General features: G+C 55.4%; 15 protein-coding genes. 9 read left to right on the top strand and 6 right to left on the bottom strand.

What is annotated here, in order from left to right:
- Window positions 1–8 precede the first annotated feature (8 nt).
- Together AC1ME2_RS06460 and rpoS are read left to right on the top strand one after the other, a co-directional pair.
- Complete coding sequence (locus AC1ME2_RS06460; protein ID WP_480439959.1) at window positions 9–854, top strand: peptidoglycan DD-metalloendopeptidase family protein; 846 nt, start codon at window positions 9–11, stop codon at window positions 852–854.
- A gap of 107 nt (window positions 855–961) precedes the next feature.
- Window positions 962–1,966, top strand: coding sequence for an RNA polymerase sigma factor RpoS (gene rpoS / locus AC1ME2_RS06455; RefSeq protein WP_480439958.1), 1,005 nt, complete (start codon window positions 962–964; stop codon window positions 1,964–1,966).
- A gap of 598 nt (window positions 1,967–2,564) precedes the next feature.
- On the opposite strand, the gene fdxA is transcribed toward rpoS, so the two are convergent.
- Complete coding sequence (gene fdxA / locus AC1ME2_RS06450) at window positions 2,565–2,888, bottom strand: ferredoxin FdxA (protein WP_480439957.1); 324 nt, start codon at window positions 2,886–2,888, stop codon at window positions 2,565–2,567.
- Window positions 2,889–3,124: 236 nt separating this feature from the next.
- Window positions 3,125–5,692, bottom strand: a complete 2,568-nt coding sequence (gene mutS / locus AC1ME2_RS06445; RefSeq protein WP_480442027.1) for a DNA mismatch repair protein MutS — start codon at window positions 5,690–5,692, stop codon at window positions 3,125–3,127.
- 263 nt (window positions 5,693–5,955) lie between these two features.
- On the opposite strand from mutS, the gene AC1ME2_RS06440 reads away from it, so the two are divergent.
- The 4 genes from AC1ME2_RS06440 (at window position 5,956) to recX (ending at window position 8,355) form a co-directional block, all read left to right on the top strand.
- Window positions 5,956–6,090 carry a hypothetical protein gene (locus AC1ME2_RS06440; RefSeq protein ID WP_480439956.1) on the top strand — a complete coding sequence of 45 codons (135 nt, stop codon included), beginning with the start codon at window positions 5,956–5,958 and terminating at the stop codon, window positions 6,088–6,090.
- Window positions 6,091–6,201: 111 nt separating this feature from the next.
- Window positions 6,202–6,684, top strand: coding sequence for a CinA family protein (locus AC1ME2_RS06435; RefSeq protein WP_480439955.1), 483 nt, complete (start codon window positions 6,202–6,204; stop codon window positions 6,682–6,684).
- Between the two features lie 103 nt (window positions 6,685–6,787).
- The gene (recA, locus tag AC1ME2_RS06430) at window positions 6,788–7,879 is read left to right on the top strand and encodes a recombinase RecA (RefSeq protein ID WP_480439954.1); all 1,092 of its coding nucleotides are present in this window, start codon (window positions 6,788–6,790) and stop codon (window positions 7,877–7,879) included.
- Between the two features lie 8 nt (window positions 7,880–7,887).
- Window positions 7,888–8,355, top strand: a complete 468-nt coding sequence (gene recX, locus AC1ME2_RS06425; protein ID WP_480439953.1) for a recombination regulator RecX — start codon at window positions 7,888–7,890, stop codon at window positions 8,353–8,355.
- 44 nt (window positions 8,356–8,399) lie between these two features.
- On the opposite strand, the gene AC1ME2_RS06420 is transcribed toward recX, so the two are convergent.
- The gene (locus AC1ME2_RS06420; RefSeq protein WP_480439952.1) at window positions 8,400–9,518 is read right to left on the bottom strand and encodes an LOG family protein; all 1,119 of its coding nucleotides are present in this window, start codon (window positions 9,516–9,518) and stop codon (window positions 8,400–8,402) included.
- Window positions 9,519–9,967: 449 nt separating this feature from the next.
- A complete protein-coding gene (locus AC1ME2_RS06415) occupies window positions 9,968–10,378 on the bottom strand; it encodes a quorum-sensing-regulated virulence factor family protein (RefSeq protein WP_480439951.1) in 411 nt (136 codons plus the stop codon).
- A gap of 252 nt (window positions 10,379–10,630) precedes the next feature.
- Between AC1ME2_RS06415 and AC1ME2_RS06410 the strand changes: the two genes are divergently transcribed.
- Window positions 10,631–11,341: a tRNA-uridine aminocarboxypropyltransferase gene (locus AC1ME2_RS06410; RefSeq protein WP_480439950.1), complete on the top strand. Its 711-nt coding sequence runs from the start codon at window positions 10,631–10,633 to the stop codon at window positions 11,339–11,341.
- On the opposite strand, the gene AC1ME2_RS06405 is transcribed toward AC1ME2_RS06410, so the two are convergent.
- Window positions 11,320–12,228: a DMT family transporter gene (locus AC1ME2_RS06405; protein ID WP_480439949.1), complete on the bottom strand. Its 909-nt coding sequence runs from the start codon at window positions 12,226–12,228 to the stop codon at window positions 11,320–11,322. The genes AC1ME2_RS06410 and AC1ME2_RS06405 overlap by 22 nt on opposite strands.
- Before the next feature lie 223 nt (window positions 12,229–12,451).
- On the opposite strand from AC1ME2_RS06405, the gene erdR reads away from it, so the two are divergent.
- The gene (erdR, locus tag AC1ME2_RS06400; protein ID WP_480439948.1) at window positions 12,452–13,099 is read left to right on the top strand and encodes a response regulator transcription factor ErdR; all 648 of its coding nucleotides are present in this window, start codon (window positions 12,452–12,454) and stop codon (window positions 13,097–13,099) included.
- 85 nt (window positions 13,100–13,184) lie between these two features.
- A complete protein-coding gene (locus AC1ME2_RS06395) occupies window positions 13,185–13,550 on the top strand; it encodes a diacylglycerol kinase (protein ID WP_480439947.1) in 366 nt (121 codons plus the stop codon).
- Window positions 13,551–13,573: 23 nt separating this feature from the next.
- Here AC1ME2_RS06395 and AC1ME2_RS06390 read toward each other — a convergent pair whose 3' ends face one another.
- Complete coding sequence (locus tag AC1ME2_RS06390) at window positions 13,574–14,500, bottom strand: LysR family transcriptional regulator (RefSeq protein ID WP_480439946.1); 927 nt, start codon at window positions 14,498–14,500, stop codon at window positions 13,574–13,576.
- Between the last annotated feature and the right edge of the window lie 57 nt (window positions 14,501–14,557).

Raw genomic sequence — 14,557 nt, 5'->3', positions numbered from 1 at the left:
AGTGGCGGGTGGGTCTCACAGTCATTCGACAACGTATGTCTATAACAAGCTTTCAGCGCCTGGTGATTAGCATTGCCTTTGGTCTGTTTTTGGCCGGCTGCTCAAGCACGCCTTCTGGCGGGGTGAATGTTGTTGATCGCAACAAGGCGGCACCCCAACGTCAGCCGGTTACAACCGGTCAGTACGTGGTGCGACGTAGCGATACCCTTTTCTCTATTGCATTTCGTTACGGCTGGGACTGGAAAGCGCTGGCCGAACGCAATCAGATTCCCGCGCCCTATACCATCCATCCAGGTCAGACGATTCGCTTTGATGGGCGTTCAAATTCAGCGCCGACGTCAGTCGTTTCCACATCTGTTGTAGCCCCTTCCGGTTCGATCAAGAATACCGTGCTCTCGCGTCCTGTCGGGGTTGTACCTGTGATTATTCCTGCTTCGACAACGACTCCTGCGACAACGCCGATACAGTCTGTAGGACGTTCGCCATCCGGGTGGGCGTGGCCGTCTAATGGCGTTTTGATAGGTAAGTTCTCCTCAAACGGTAGTTTGAATAAAGGAATTGATATCGCTGGAGATTTGGGACAGCCTGTTTTGGCTGCGTCTGATGGTTCAGTGGTGTACGCCGGGAGTGGCTTGCGGGGCTACGGCGAGTTAGTAATCATTAAACACAGCGATACCTACGTCAGCGCTTACGGACATAACCGTAGGCTTTTGGTTCGGGAGGGGCAACAGGTCAAGGTCGGGCAGATAATTGCCGAAATGGGGTCAACGGGGACTGACCGGGTGAAGCTGCATTTTGAGATTCGCCGCCAAGGTAAACCTGTAGATCCTATGGAGTTTTTGCCACGTCGTTGATCGGTTACCAGCCTGTTTCCTGGCGTAGAGGGAACAGGCTCAAGCGTTGCCATGGATAATAAGGCGCCGCTAGGGCTTGAGGTCGAACTCACCAAAGGACTATAACAATGGCTCTCAGTAAAGAAGCGCCGGAGTTTGACATCGACGATGAGGTGCTCCTTACGGGCCCCGGCATCGTTTTGGACCAGGCTTCGAGCGAGGAAACGGCTGTGCCTTCCGCTCGCGCCAAGGCCAAACACTCCACATCGCTTAAGCAACACAAGTACATTGACTACACCCGGGCGCTAGACGCCACCCAGTTGTATCTCAATGAAATTGGTTTCTCTCCTCTGCTTTCGCCGGAAGAAGAAGTCCACTTTGCGCGTTTGTCGCAAAGCGGTGACCCGGCAGGGCGCAAGCGCATGATTGAAAGCAATCTGCGGCTGGTGGTAAAAATCGCCAGACGTTATGTCAATCGTGGACTCTCATTGCTTGATTTGATCGAAGAAGGCAACCTGGGCTTGATCCGGGCGGTCGAGAAATTCGATCCTGAACGCGGTTTCCGCTTCTCAACCTACGCGACATGGTGGATTCGCCAGACCATCGAGCGTGCCATCATGAATCAGACCCGCACGATCAGGTTGCCGATTCATGTGGTCAAAGAGCTCAACGTGTACCTGCGTGCCGCTCGTGAATTGACCCAGAAGCTTGACCACGAACCCTCTCCAGAAGAAATCGCCAACCTGCTCGAGAAGCCGGTGGGTGAGGTCAAGCGCATGCTTGGGCTCAATGAACGGGTTTCTTCTGTAGACGTTTCCCTCGGCCCAGATTCGGACAAGACATTGCTCGATACGCTGACCGATGATCGACCTACAGACCCCTGCGAACTGCTGCAGGACGATGATCTTTCCCAGAGCATCGATCAGTGGCTTTCCGAGCTTACGGATAAGCAACGTGAGGTGGTGGTACGGCGTTTCGGTCTGCGGGGACATGAAAGCAGTACGTTGGAAGACGTAGGCCTGGAAATAGGTCTGACGCGCGAAAGGGTCAGACAGATTCAGGTCGAGGGTCTCAAGCGCTTGCGTGAGATTCTTGAAAAGAACGGCCTGTCGAGCGAGTCTCTGTTTCAATAGCAGTCCATTGACTCAATCGTGTACGAAGTAGTGTGACTCTCTTTATAAAAGCACCTCGACCTGGTCGGGGTGTTTTTATATTGATGGGGTGATTAAGCAATGGCACGGCATGTAGGGTCTTTTTAAAGGGTGTCTTTGATGCTTCAAACGTGCCGGGCAAGAAGACTTTTTCCCTGTAAGCTTTTGCTTACGCGTGATGTAAGTTATCGCGGTTTTTGGCGGGGAATATTGTCCTTTTCACTTTTTTTGTTTTTTATATTATTGATTTTAAATGGATTTATTTTTAACTGAACGAGTCATCAAGTATCTTTTTGAAAGATTTGACGGGTTGCTCCTGGCGGTTAAATCCCTATTATAAGAACTGTGTCGAGGGACAGGCACAGGTCGTCAAGGATGACAGCCAAGGAAATCGCAGGATGCGATTCATCAGGACGATGACAAGGATTACAGGGACTAAGGAAAAAATGTGGGCGGGTCATACCGCCCCTTTTTTCGCCTATAAAAAGCGGCCAGCGTAAAAGGTCCGATAGGGCGTCACCGGTTCAAAGACTCAACATACAAAAGGCCCCAGAGGGGCCTTTTGCAAGAGCAACAAGACTTAGCGCTCGAGATCCTTGATCTTGCCTTTGACGCCATCCCACTCTTCAGCATCGGGAAGGCCTTCTTTCTTCTCTGTGATATTCGGCCAGATTTCCGCTAACTCTACGTTCAGCTGGATAAATTCCTGCATATCCTCAGGCACTTCATCTTCCGAGAAGATCGCCTGTGCCGGGCATTCAGGCTCGCAAAGCGCACAGTCAATGCACTCATCCGGGTGAATCACCAGGAAATTCGGGCCTTCGTAGAAGCAGTCCACCGGACACACTTCTACGCAGTCGGTGTACTTGCACTTGATGCAGTTGTCGGTGACGACGAAGGTCATTTCTAATTCTCTCCTCAGGCGGCGGTAGCAGAACCCTTCCAGCAGGGCTGCTAAGTTCGGGACGTTCTCTGGCCGTGTGAAACAATGCAGTCAGTGGGAAGGCGCTTATACAACCTCGCGCCTTGCCCTACCGTGGTTCGCTCGTTCTCACGCGGCTCGGATAATCTGCGCAGTCAGGCTAAAAACCTGCAGCATCCCAAACCGCGCGGGATTCTAACAGCTTGCAACGATTCCCGTTAGATACGTGACTGTAAGGCGTACAACAACTCTAGCGCCTGGCGTGGGGTCAGATCGTCCACTTTGGTTTTTGACAACGCTTCGAGTACCGGATGCGGGAGGCTGGCGAACATATCGCTTTGCTGTGGAATCGATGGTTTGCCAGGGGCTGATCGTGGTCCCTCGTGGGGCAGGCTCGTGGTTTCCAGACGCTGCAAATGTTCCTTGGCGCGCAGGATGACCTTGGCTGGAACCCCCGCCAGCTGGGCCACTGCCAGGCCATAGCTCTGGCTGGCAGGTCCGGGCAGGACACGATGCAGGAAGACGATTCGTTCGTTGTGCTCTGTTGCGTTCAGGTGCACGTTTGCAACCAGCGGCTCACTTTCCGGGAGTACTGTCAGCTCGAAATAGTGAGTAGCGAACAGCGTATAAGCGCGTAACTGGGCGAGACATTCTGCCGCAGCCCACGCCAGCGATAAACCGTCGAATGTACTGGTGCCGCGCCCGACTTCATCCATTAACACTAGGCTGCGGTCGGTTGCATTATGCAGAATGTTCGCGGTTTCGCTCATTTCCACCATAAAGGTCGAGCGGCCACCTGCCAGGTCGTCACTGGAACCGATCCGGGTAAAAATCCGATCCACCAGCGACAATTCGCAACTGGCTGCCGGTACGAAGCTGCCGATGTGAGCCAGCAAAACGATCAGGGCGGTCTGGCGCATGTACGTCGACTTACCGCCCATGTTCGGCCCGGTGATCACCAGCATTCGGGTGTTGTCATCGAGCGCCAGATCGTTGGCGACGAATGGACTGGTCAGCACCTGTTCGACAACCGGATGCCGACCTTGCTCGATGCGCATGCAGGGCTCATCGACGAAACGTGGGCAGTTCAAGTCCAGGTTCAACGCGCGCTCGGCCAGGTTGCTCAGCACGTCCAGTTCAGCCAGCGCCGCAGCGGTATCTTGCAAGGGCGCCAAGTGGCCGATGAGGTCTTCGAGCAACGCTTCGTAGAGCATCTTCTCGCGAGCCAGCGCACGGCTTTTGGCTGACAGCGCCTTGTCTTCGAACGCCTTCAATTCAGGGGTGATGAAGCGCTCGGCGCCTTTGAGCGTCTGGCGCCGGATATAGTCAGCGGGTGCTTGCTCGGCTTGCTTGCTGGGCAATTCGATGAAGTAGCCGTGAATCCGGTTGTAGCCGACCTTGAGGTTGGCCAGGCCCGTGCGGGCTTTTTCTCGAGCCTCCAGATCGATCAGAAACTGCCCGGCGTTCTCGCTGAGCGATTGCAGGTCGTCCAGCTCGGCGTCGTAGCCGGTTTTCAACACGCCGCCATCACGAATGACCGCAGGCGGGTTGTCGACGACGGCCCGCTGCAGCAGGTCTGCCAGTTCCGGGTAGGTGCTGGTTGTCAGCGCCAATTGCTGAAGGTGCGGGGCTTCCAGATCAGCCATCGCCCGTTGCAGCTCGGGCAATGCAGCCAGAGCGTCACGCAGACGGGCCAGATCACGCGGACGCGCGTTGCGCAGGCCGATCCTGGCGAGAATCCGCTCGATATCGCCGATTTCTTTCAGCTGTGGTTGCAGATTTTCGAAACGGTAGCGTTCGAGCAGGCAGGTGATTGAGCTTTGTCGAGCTTGCAGCACGCTCAGGTCGCGTAGCGGGCGATTCAGCCAGCGGGTCAGCAGGCGACTGCCCATGGCGGTCTGGCAGCGGTCTATGACTGATTGCAGGGTGTTGTCACGTCCGCCTGCCAGATTGGTATCCAGCTCCAGATTGCGTCGGCTAGCGCCATCGAGCACGACGGTGTCGTCCAGCCGTTCATGGCGCAGGCTGCGCAAATGCGGCAGGGCGGTGCGCTGGGTTTCTTTGGCGTAACCGAGCAGGCAACCGGCGGCACCGATGGCCAGCGTCAGGTTCTCGCAACCAAAGCCTTTGAGGTCTTGGGTAGAAAATTGCTGGCACAGGCTTTTAAACGCCGAATCGCGCTCGAAGTCCCACGGTGCACGACGCCGGGTTCCACGACGCTTCTCGGCGGGCAACCCTTGTGGCCAATCGTCGGGGATCATCAGCTCGATTGGATTGATTCGCTCGAGTTCCGCCAGCAGATTTTCCCAGCCTTTAATTTCAAGAACACTGAAATTGCCACTGGTGATGTCCAGGACCGCAAGGCCAAACAGACGTTCGTCGCCCAATACCGCAGCAATCAGGTTATCCCGACGTTCGTCAAGCAAAGCCTCGTCGCTGACCGTGCCAGGTGTGATGATCCGCACCACCTGACGGTCCACCGGACCTTTGCTGGTCGCAGGGTCGCCCATCTGTTCGCAGATCACTACCGACTCGCCGAGCTTCACTAGTTTGGCGAGATAACCTTCGGCCGCGTGGTAAGGAATCCCACACATGGGAATCGCCTGTCCCGCCGACTGGCCACGCGCAGTCAGGGTGATATCCAGCAGCTTGGAGGCTTTTTTGGCGTCTTCGTAGAAAATCTCGTAGAAGTCGCCCATGCGATAGAACATCAGCTGATCAGGGTGCTGATTTTTCAGCCGCCAGTACTGCTGCATCATCGGTGTGTGGGAGGACAGGTCGGTCAGGGCTTTATTCATCGGTGTTTTAGGCGGGTTCGTTAAAAATATGGGCAGATATCGGGCATTTTGCGGCGCTCATCGGTGTGGATGAGGTCCTTATGTCCGTCTGTTTTTACAATGGACGCAAGGTTAACACGCACGATCTTGCCCCGCAGAGTGACGCTCGGTGAAAAGCCTGGTTACGACTTCACGAGGGGCTGTTGTTCAAGGATGGCTACGCTGATGAATAGGTCGCTTCATTCCAGATACAGCATGAACAGGATGTTCTTATGTCGAATAAACGTGGTCGAGATTCAGTCAACGGTCGCTTCATCCGTGTTGAGGAAGCCAAAAAACGCCCGAGAGAAACAACGATTGAAACGGTTAAAAAGCCGGTCAAGAAGGGTGGCTGCTCGGCGAGTTGAGTGTTGGGCGCCGGGTAGGGGTGGAGGCATGAGAGAAATGCTCCTGCTCTTGCACGTATAAAGAGCGGGTGTACGGTATCTTCCCTGATGCGCTGAAAACCGGAGAAGGCCGTGGATGACATTACTCAGCTTGCCGCTGTACTTGGCAAGCATCTGCAATCGCTAAAGGCACACGTGACCACCGCTGAATCCTGCACCGGCGGCGGGATTGCCGAGGCGATCACCCGTATACCGGGTAGCTCCGCCTGGTTTGAGGCAGGTTATGTCACTTACTCCAACGCGCAAAAAACCTGCCAGTTGAATGTGCCCGCCGGGCTGTTCTCCACGGCTGGGGCGGTCAGTCGCGAAGTTGTCGAGGCCATGGTGGCGGGCGCCCAGGAAAAAAGTGGGGCGCATTTTGCTGTCGCGGTCAGTGGTGTTGCCGGGCCTGATGGCGGCTCGGCTGACAAGCCGGTAGGAACGGTATGGCTTTCATGGGGCGCAGGACAGCAGCTCATTTCCGAGCGCAGACAGTTCGATGGTGACCGTGATGAGGTTCGCCGACAAACGGTGAAGGCCGCGCTAGAGGGGCTCATACAGCTTACGGCTGGATAAATACTAAAACGGGGGTAGGCGAGCGCTCCACCCTGTGGAATAATACTGTCTACTTATACAGGTGTTATGGCCGTCAGGCCTTATTGATTACGTGAGGACTTCAATGGACGAGAACAAGAAGAAAGCCTTGGCTGCGGCCTTGGGTCAGATCGAGCGTCAATTCGGTAAAGGTGCCGTGATGCGCATGGGGGATCATGACCGCCAGGCGATTCCTTCTATTTCTACCGGCTCACTCGGGTTGGATATCGCCCTCGGTATCGGTGGCTTGCCACGAGGCCGGATCGTTGAAATCTACGGTCCGGAATCTTCGGGTAAAACCACGCTGACGCTTTCAGTTATTGCCCAGGCCCAGAAACTGGGTGCTACCTGTGCATTCGTCGATGCTGAGCACGCACTCGATCCAGAATACGCTGGCAAGCTGGGCGTCAATGTTGACGATCTGCTGGTTTCGCAACCTGATACTGGTGAGCAAGCGCTGGAAATCACCGACATGCTGGTGCGCTCCAACGCTGTCGACGTTATTGTCATCGACTCCGTAGCAGCCTTGGTTCCGAAAGCTGAAATCGAAGGCGAAATGGGTGATATGCACGTAGGCCTTCAGGCCCGTCTGATGTCTCAGGCGCTACGTAAAATCACCGGTAACATCAAGAACGCCAACTGCCTGGTCATCTTCATCAATCAGATCCGTATGAAGATCGGTGTGATGTTCGGTAGCCCGGAAACCACCACGGGTGGTAACGCGCTTAAATTCTACGCTTCGGTCCGTCTGGACATCCGTCGTACTGGCGCGGTGAAAGAAGGTGACGAAGTGGTAGGCAGTGAAACTCGCGTCAAAGTCGTGAAGAATAAAGTGGCTCCGCCGTTCCGTCAGGCAGAGTTCCAGATTCTCTATGGCAAGGGCATTTACCTGAACGGTGAGATCATCGACCTGGCTGTGCTTCACGGCTTCGTAGAGAAATCCGGCGCCTGGTACAGCTATCAGGGCAGCAAGATTGGTCAGGGCAAAGCGAACTCGGCCAAGTTCCTGGCAGATAATCCAGAAGTCGGTGCGACCCTCGAGAAGCTGATTCGTGAAAAGCTGCTGGCTCCGACGGCCGATACCAAGGCATCACCTGCTGCCGACACCAAGGCATCACCTGCCAAAGGTGCCAAAGTAGCTGCTGCTGATCTGGCCGAAGCCGACGTTGATATCTGATACTGCCTATGACAGCGGTGCTTGATACGCCTGTCGCCGTACGGCGTACGGCAATGGACCTGCTCGCACGTCGCGAGCATGGTCGAGTTGAGCTGACGCGCAAGTTGCGTCAGCGCGGCGCCCCTCCTGAATTGATCGAACCTGCCCTTGACCGTCTGACGGAAGAAGGGCTGTTGTCCGAATCGAGATACCTCGAAAGCTTCGTCTCTTACCGTGCACGCTCGGGTCAGGGGCCTTTGCGCATCCGTGAAGAGTTGGGGCAGCGTGGTTTGCAGCGAGCAGATATAGAGCAGGCATTACGCGAGTGTGGCTTTGACTGGCAGGCGCAACTGGAAGAAACCTGGCGACGCAAGTTTGCAGGGAAACTGCCGGTGGACGCTCGCGAGCGTGCGAAGCAAGGGCGTTTCCTTAGCTATCGGGGTTATCCGCTGGACATGATTGGCCGCTTGTTGAGCGGCCGGGGTGGGGATGACTGAACGAAGCGGGCAAGCTGTTGAGCTTGCCCCGGGGTAGGACCCATCTACGTGACCTTTAGTGGTTCTCGGGTGCGGGTTTGTTGCTGGGAAGGGGCTTTGGCCCAGTTTTCTGGTTTGTTGATGTAGTCGACCAGTTCTCGCAAGCGACCGTTGTCTCGTCCATTAAAGGTAAAGGCCAGTCGCGCAAGGTGGCTGAATTGCGGTTCGTCATGCTCTTCCCCCATGTACATATGCTGATGGAAGTTGTCGCTCAACCGCAAGTCGGCGAACGCCACCTGCATGTGTTCGATGGCCTGCTCATTGAGCGGGTGATTCATGCGAATCACGAACAGATTCTTCAGCCAGCGGCTGGAGTGGAAGTTGTTGTAGAACTGGTTGATTTCATCGACCGCTTCTTCAGCGCTGTAAACCAGTCGCAGTAACTTCATGTCGCTCGGCAATATGTAGTGATTGGCCTCCAGTTGATTGCTGATGAAATTAAGCGCCTCTTGCCAGAAGCTGCCGCCGGGTGCATCGAGCAGTACGACAGGCACGAGTGGGCTTTTGCCCGTCTGGATCAGCGTCAAGACTTCCAGTGCTTCATCCAGCGTGCCGAAGCCACCTGGGCATAGCACCAGTCCGTTCGCTTCCTTGACGAAGAACAGTTTTCGGGTAAAGAAGAAGTGGAAAGGCAGCAGATTCTCCGTACCTTCAACGGTGGGGTTGGCATGCTGCTCGAAAGGCAGGGTGATATTGAAGCCCAGGCTGTGGCCCAACCCTGCGCCTTCGTGCGCTGCAGCCATAATGCCGCCACCGGCACCGGTAATAACCATCAGATCGGAGCGCGCCAAGGCAGCACCCACTTCCCGTGCCAAGGCATACAGGGGATGGTCTACGGGTGTTCGAGCAGAGCCGAACACGGTGACTTTACGACGGCTCTTGAATTGTTCCAGTACTCGGAAAGCATGATCCAGCTCGCGCAATGCTTGCAGGGTGATTTTTGCGTTCCAACGATTACGGTCGTCCTGCGCCATGCGCAGCACAGTCAGCATCATGTCGCGGTAGAGCGGTAGGTTGGGGCTGTTGGGGGCAACCAGGCCGATATAATCTTCAACCTTGCCAGTGAGGTCGATACCGTTGCTCTGGAAGTGACGAGACAAAAAATCATTCGGTTCATAGGGCATTCAAACCTTCTCCTTCTGCAAAATCATCGATCATGCCGAAATAATCGACAGGACCACGACACATCGTGTGTCGCTGGCTACTCCGGCATCTGCCTGAGCATTGCAACTGGCTTTGGACCGCCAGCTTCGCACGGATATCGTTACCGATTGATCCATACTGATTCTGCTTATGTCCTTGGGTTAAAAGAAAAACATTGGCATTACGCAGCGTTACGAGCAACCCCCTTTTTTTGCCCTGAAAACAAAGAAGCCTTATAACGGTATAGACCCTGATCGCTGCTCATGTTGATTCGATCATGTGCTTATGTCGTTAAAACAGGCAACGACTGCTTGAGGCTGTGTGCGACGGCTGGGGAGGGTGCTCACGGTATATGCAAGCGCTTATGGCTGAACAACGCGCCGATGATGAACACCGTCGCGCATCCAGCGGATAAGGTTTCTAGTCGACGCTATTTTCTAAGCGAGCAATCGGCGGCTTTGAAGATGTGGGTAGCGACCTTCCGGTTGGTTTTGTATTCAGTGAACTCATACTTGAGCAATGCGCCCTTGGCCATGAGCTGTCGGTAACCGGCGTTGTTGCAAACGCTGGCGCCCAATTGGTTGCGAACCGCGTCCGGGTTGGCGCGCATCTTCACTGCATGGCTTTCGAGCACGCTCAGGTGATCGATCAGCACCTTGCCTTCAACGGTATAACCCTGATCCAGAATATCTTCATTGATCGCCCGCGGAGTGCCGACGCTGCTTTCCTGCGCGACTTTTTGCAGCATTTTGCTCAGCTCGAAATCCTGCTTTGAAGCCGCTTGGGCGCAGAATGGCGCTACCAGGCAAAGCATGAAGGTGGGGACGATAAGGCGCAGCATGAAACTCTCCTGATTCAGTGACTGGCCGTTGGACCAGCGACTTGAAAGTGCGTTCACTGCTCGGTCCGGTGACTATGAAGCCGATCACCGCAGACCGTGTCTGCCCGGGCAGGTTCGAGTGGTGGTGCAGTATAAAGTAAACAAAGGGCGAGGAAACAAAGGGTGGGTCACCCGCCTCTGATAAACTGCCCTGACTATTTTCTGCCGAGTTTTTGCTGTGTCGATGCTATCCATTTGTTGGCGTCACCCACGATGAGCCATGCCGTTTCGCGCCTGCGAACTCAACGCCTGGCGCGCAGCATCAAGCCCTTTACTGCCCGAGGCTCGAGGGCTGAGCGTTGTCCTGGGTGCCGCGTGATCTTCAGCTATTGCTTGTGCGCCTGGCGCCCGAAGGTGGCGGCCAAATCAGCCGTGTGCCTGTTGATGTATGACGTCGAGCCGCTGAAACCAACCAATACCGGCTGGCTTATCGCCGATGTCATCGAAGAGACCCACGCGTTCGGTTGGTCGCGGACTGAAGTGGATGCTGAGTTGCCGGCGTTGCTCGATGACCCACAGTGGCAGCCATACATCGTGTTTCCTGGCGAATTTGTGGCCAAAGAGCGGGTGGTTACCGAGGTCAGGCTGGAGGAAGGCAAGCGTCCACTCTTTATTCTGCTGGATGCGACCTGGAGTGAGGCGCGCAAGATGTTTCGCAAGAGCCCGTATCTGGATCGTTTTCCAGTGCTCAGCCTGGAGCCGGAACAGATTTCCCGTTATCGGCTGCGCCGTTCCAAGCGGGATGATCATTTCTGCACCGCCGAGGTGGCCGCGCTTTGTCTTGAGCTGGCCGAGGATAATATCGCTGGTGGCGTGCTGGACGCGTACCTGGATGTATTCACCGCTCACTATCTGGCTGCCAAACATCTGCTCCCGGTCGACCTGGACGATGCATCACATACCTATCTCAAGGCATTTTTATAACCCATCGTGGGCTCAAGTTTTTTTGGCCACAATTGTGCCAACAGCATGCCTGCAAGCATCAGCGCGCAGCCGAGGTAGCCCTTCAGGTGCAGTGATTCTCCGAGCAGCAGCGCGCCAGCAATGGCGGCAAAGACAGCTTCCAGGGAAAGAATGATCGCTGCATGGGAGGCAATGGCATCCTTCTGTGCAATGACTTGCAGGGTATAACCGATCCCTACCGCAACCACTCCGCCGTAAAGCAGGGCCGGGCCAGCGGCGATGATGGCGTGCAACTCAATGTCTTCGAACGTTAGCGCCAGAATCAGGCTGATGATCGAGCACGTCAGAAATTGTAGGAACGCCAGGCGGATCGCGTCGTGGCGGCTGGCAAACACGCCGACCAGGATCACGTGTCCGCCCCAGACAAAGGCTCCGATCAATTGCAACCAATCGCCTGAGGCAACATGAAAGTTGTCGCCGACACTGAGCAGAAACATGCCGGCCACTGCCAGACCGGCACCCAGCCAAGTGCCCATTCCGGTCTTATGGCCCAACAGCAGCCCCAGCAGCGGAACTACAATGACGTAAAGGCCGGTGATGAATCCGGCGTTAGTCACGCTGGTAAACAATAGGCCGACTTGTTGCAGGTTGATGCCTATGGACAGCGCGACCCCCATCACCATGCCGCCGAGCAGCAGGCCGCGAGTCAGTAGGGGTTCGGGCTTTACCGCGTCAGAGCGACGAAACAGCAAGGGCAACAAGCACAAAGAACCGAGAGCGAAGCGCAGGCCGGTATAGAGATAAGGTCCGATATGGTCCATGCCGGAGGTCTGCGCGACAAAACCGGACCCCCAGATCATTGCGGTTATCAACATTAACAGGTCGGCCCGCAGGGCTTGTTTTCGCATGATGGCGCTCTAATGTGCAAGGCGTGGACTTTGCCGTAAAGCGTTGAACTTGACCACCCCGGTTTCGCTCGTCATCCTGTCGCCGTAATAACGCTTGAACGCTGGATTTATGGGTCTTGGCGTTGAATGTGCCTTGTTGGTACCGTGAGTTTGCTGGCATCGATGGATGCCTTCGTGAGGGCTGAATCCATTGGCGCTCACCTATAAACAGGATCATTGATAAATGACATACGAAATCCTGATTGCCGATGACCACCCATTATTTCGCAGTGCGCTGCATCAGGCCTTGACCCTGGGCCTTGGCCCCGAGGCGAGATTGGTCGAGGCTGAAAGCATCGCCGAGCTTGAAACCCGTCTGACTGAAAAAGCCGATTGGGACTTGGTGTTGCTGGATCTGAATATGCCTGGCGCTTATGGATTTTCGGGCTTGGTTCTGTTGCGCGGACAGTACCCGCAAATCCCGGTAGTGATGGTGTCAGCGCAAGAAGAAGCGTCCATCGTGGTTCGCTCGCGGGAGTTTGGCGCCAGTGGTTTTATTCCCAAGTCCAGTTCTCTTGAGACCATTCAGCAGGCCGTGCGTACGGTGCTCGATGGCGATGTCTGGTGGCCGCCGCAAGTCAATGAAGCGATCAGCGTTTCGGCTGAAGCCAAGGCTGCCAGTGCAGGTCTGGCGAGCCTCACTCCCCAGCAGTTCCGGGTGCTGACGATGGTCTGCGAAGGGTTGTTGAACAAACAGATCGCTTATGAGCTCAGCGTGTCGGAAGCCACGATCAAGGCTCATGTCACCGCGATTTTTCGTAAGCTCAATGTGCGCACTCGCACCCAGGCCGCGTTGCTCTTACAGCAGATGGAGTCAATTCCAGCCAACTAAACCCGCATTCGGGCTTGGTTGTTCTCACTTTTTTGACGTTTGTTAAATTAGTCTTTGCTGTCTTTTTTTACACAGTTGCCTATTTATGTCGCCCTTTAAAGGCCAGACCGGCCTGAAACGTGTCCTCAATGCCGCGGGTTATTCGTTCGACGGTTTGCGCGCAGCCTTCAAGGGTGAGGCTGCATTTCGTCAGTTGGTGCTGCTCAACGTGATCCTGATACCGCTGGCTTTCATGTTCCATGTCAGTCGGGGTGAGCGGGCGATTCTGATTGCCGTGTGCTTGCTGGCATTGATTGTCGAGTTGCTCAACTCGGCTGTCGAGGCGGCAATTGATCGGATCTCGCTGGATTTGCACCCGCTGTCGAAAAGCGCCAAGGACATGGGCAGCGCGGCGCAATTCATTGCGTTAGGCATGATAGGTCTGGTGTGGGGCGTCGTCCTGTTGGGTTGATGGCTCGATGACAGGCTGACGGGTCAGGCAATACTCGGCAGCACGATTTCGTCGCTGCGCTGAACCCCTGCGGTGAACGCGCGGCACAGGTCGAGAAACTCACGCATGGCAGAGGTCTGATACTTCTGCTTGTGCCAGATGAAGTAGAACTGCCGCGACAGGTCCAGCTCCGGGGTTTCCACCGCTACCAAACTGCCTCGACGGAAAGCATCGCGTAGTGCCAGGCGAGAAATACAGCCGATACCCAAACCGGATTCCACCGCGCGCTTGATCGCTTCGGTGTGCTCCAGCTCCAAACGCACATTCAGGGCGTTTCTGTGGTGGCGCATGGCTTGATCGAAGGTCAAGCGCGTGCCCGAACCCTGTTCCCGCAGAATCCAGGCTTCCTGGGTCAGTTCGTCCAGGGTGGCATGACCGCGTTTGGCCAAAGGGTGCTGCGGGGCGCAAAAGACTACCAGTTCGTCTTCGACCCACGTCTGAACTTCGATGTCGGGATGGGTGCAGTCGCCTTCGATCAGACCTAGATCAATTTCATAATGGGCAACCTGTTGCACAATATTCGCGGTGTTCTGTACATGCAGCGTCACCTGGCTCTCGGGATGACGCTGCATGAAGCTTCCGATCAACAGGGTGGCCAGATAATTGCCAATGGTGAGCGTGGCACCGACGGCCAATGAGCCGAAGCCGGATTTGCCATTGAGCAGGTCTTCGATCTCCTTGGCCTGATCGAGCAGGGCCACCGCTTGCGGCAGCAACTGACGGCCGGTCGCGTTCAGGCTCAAGCGTTTGCCCATGCGATCAAATAATTGGCAGCTGGATTGGCGCTCCAGCTCAGTGATAGAGGTGCTGGCCGCCGATTGTGAGAGTGACAAAAGCTCAGCCGCGCGCGAGACGCTTTCCTGCTGGGCGACGGCGACGAAAATTTGAAGCTGACGTAGAGTAAATCGCATATCTATATAACCGATAACCCATATCTTGATAATTCATTTAACAGATATTGTGCTTGC

The organism is Pseudomonas sp. ASL9 (assembly GCF_056680335.1).
This window is presented reverse-complemented; position numbering and strand designations above follow the sequence as displayed.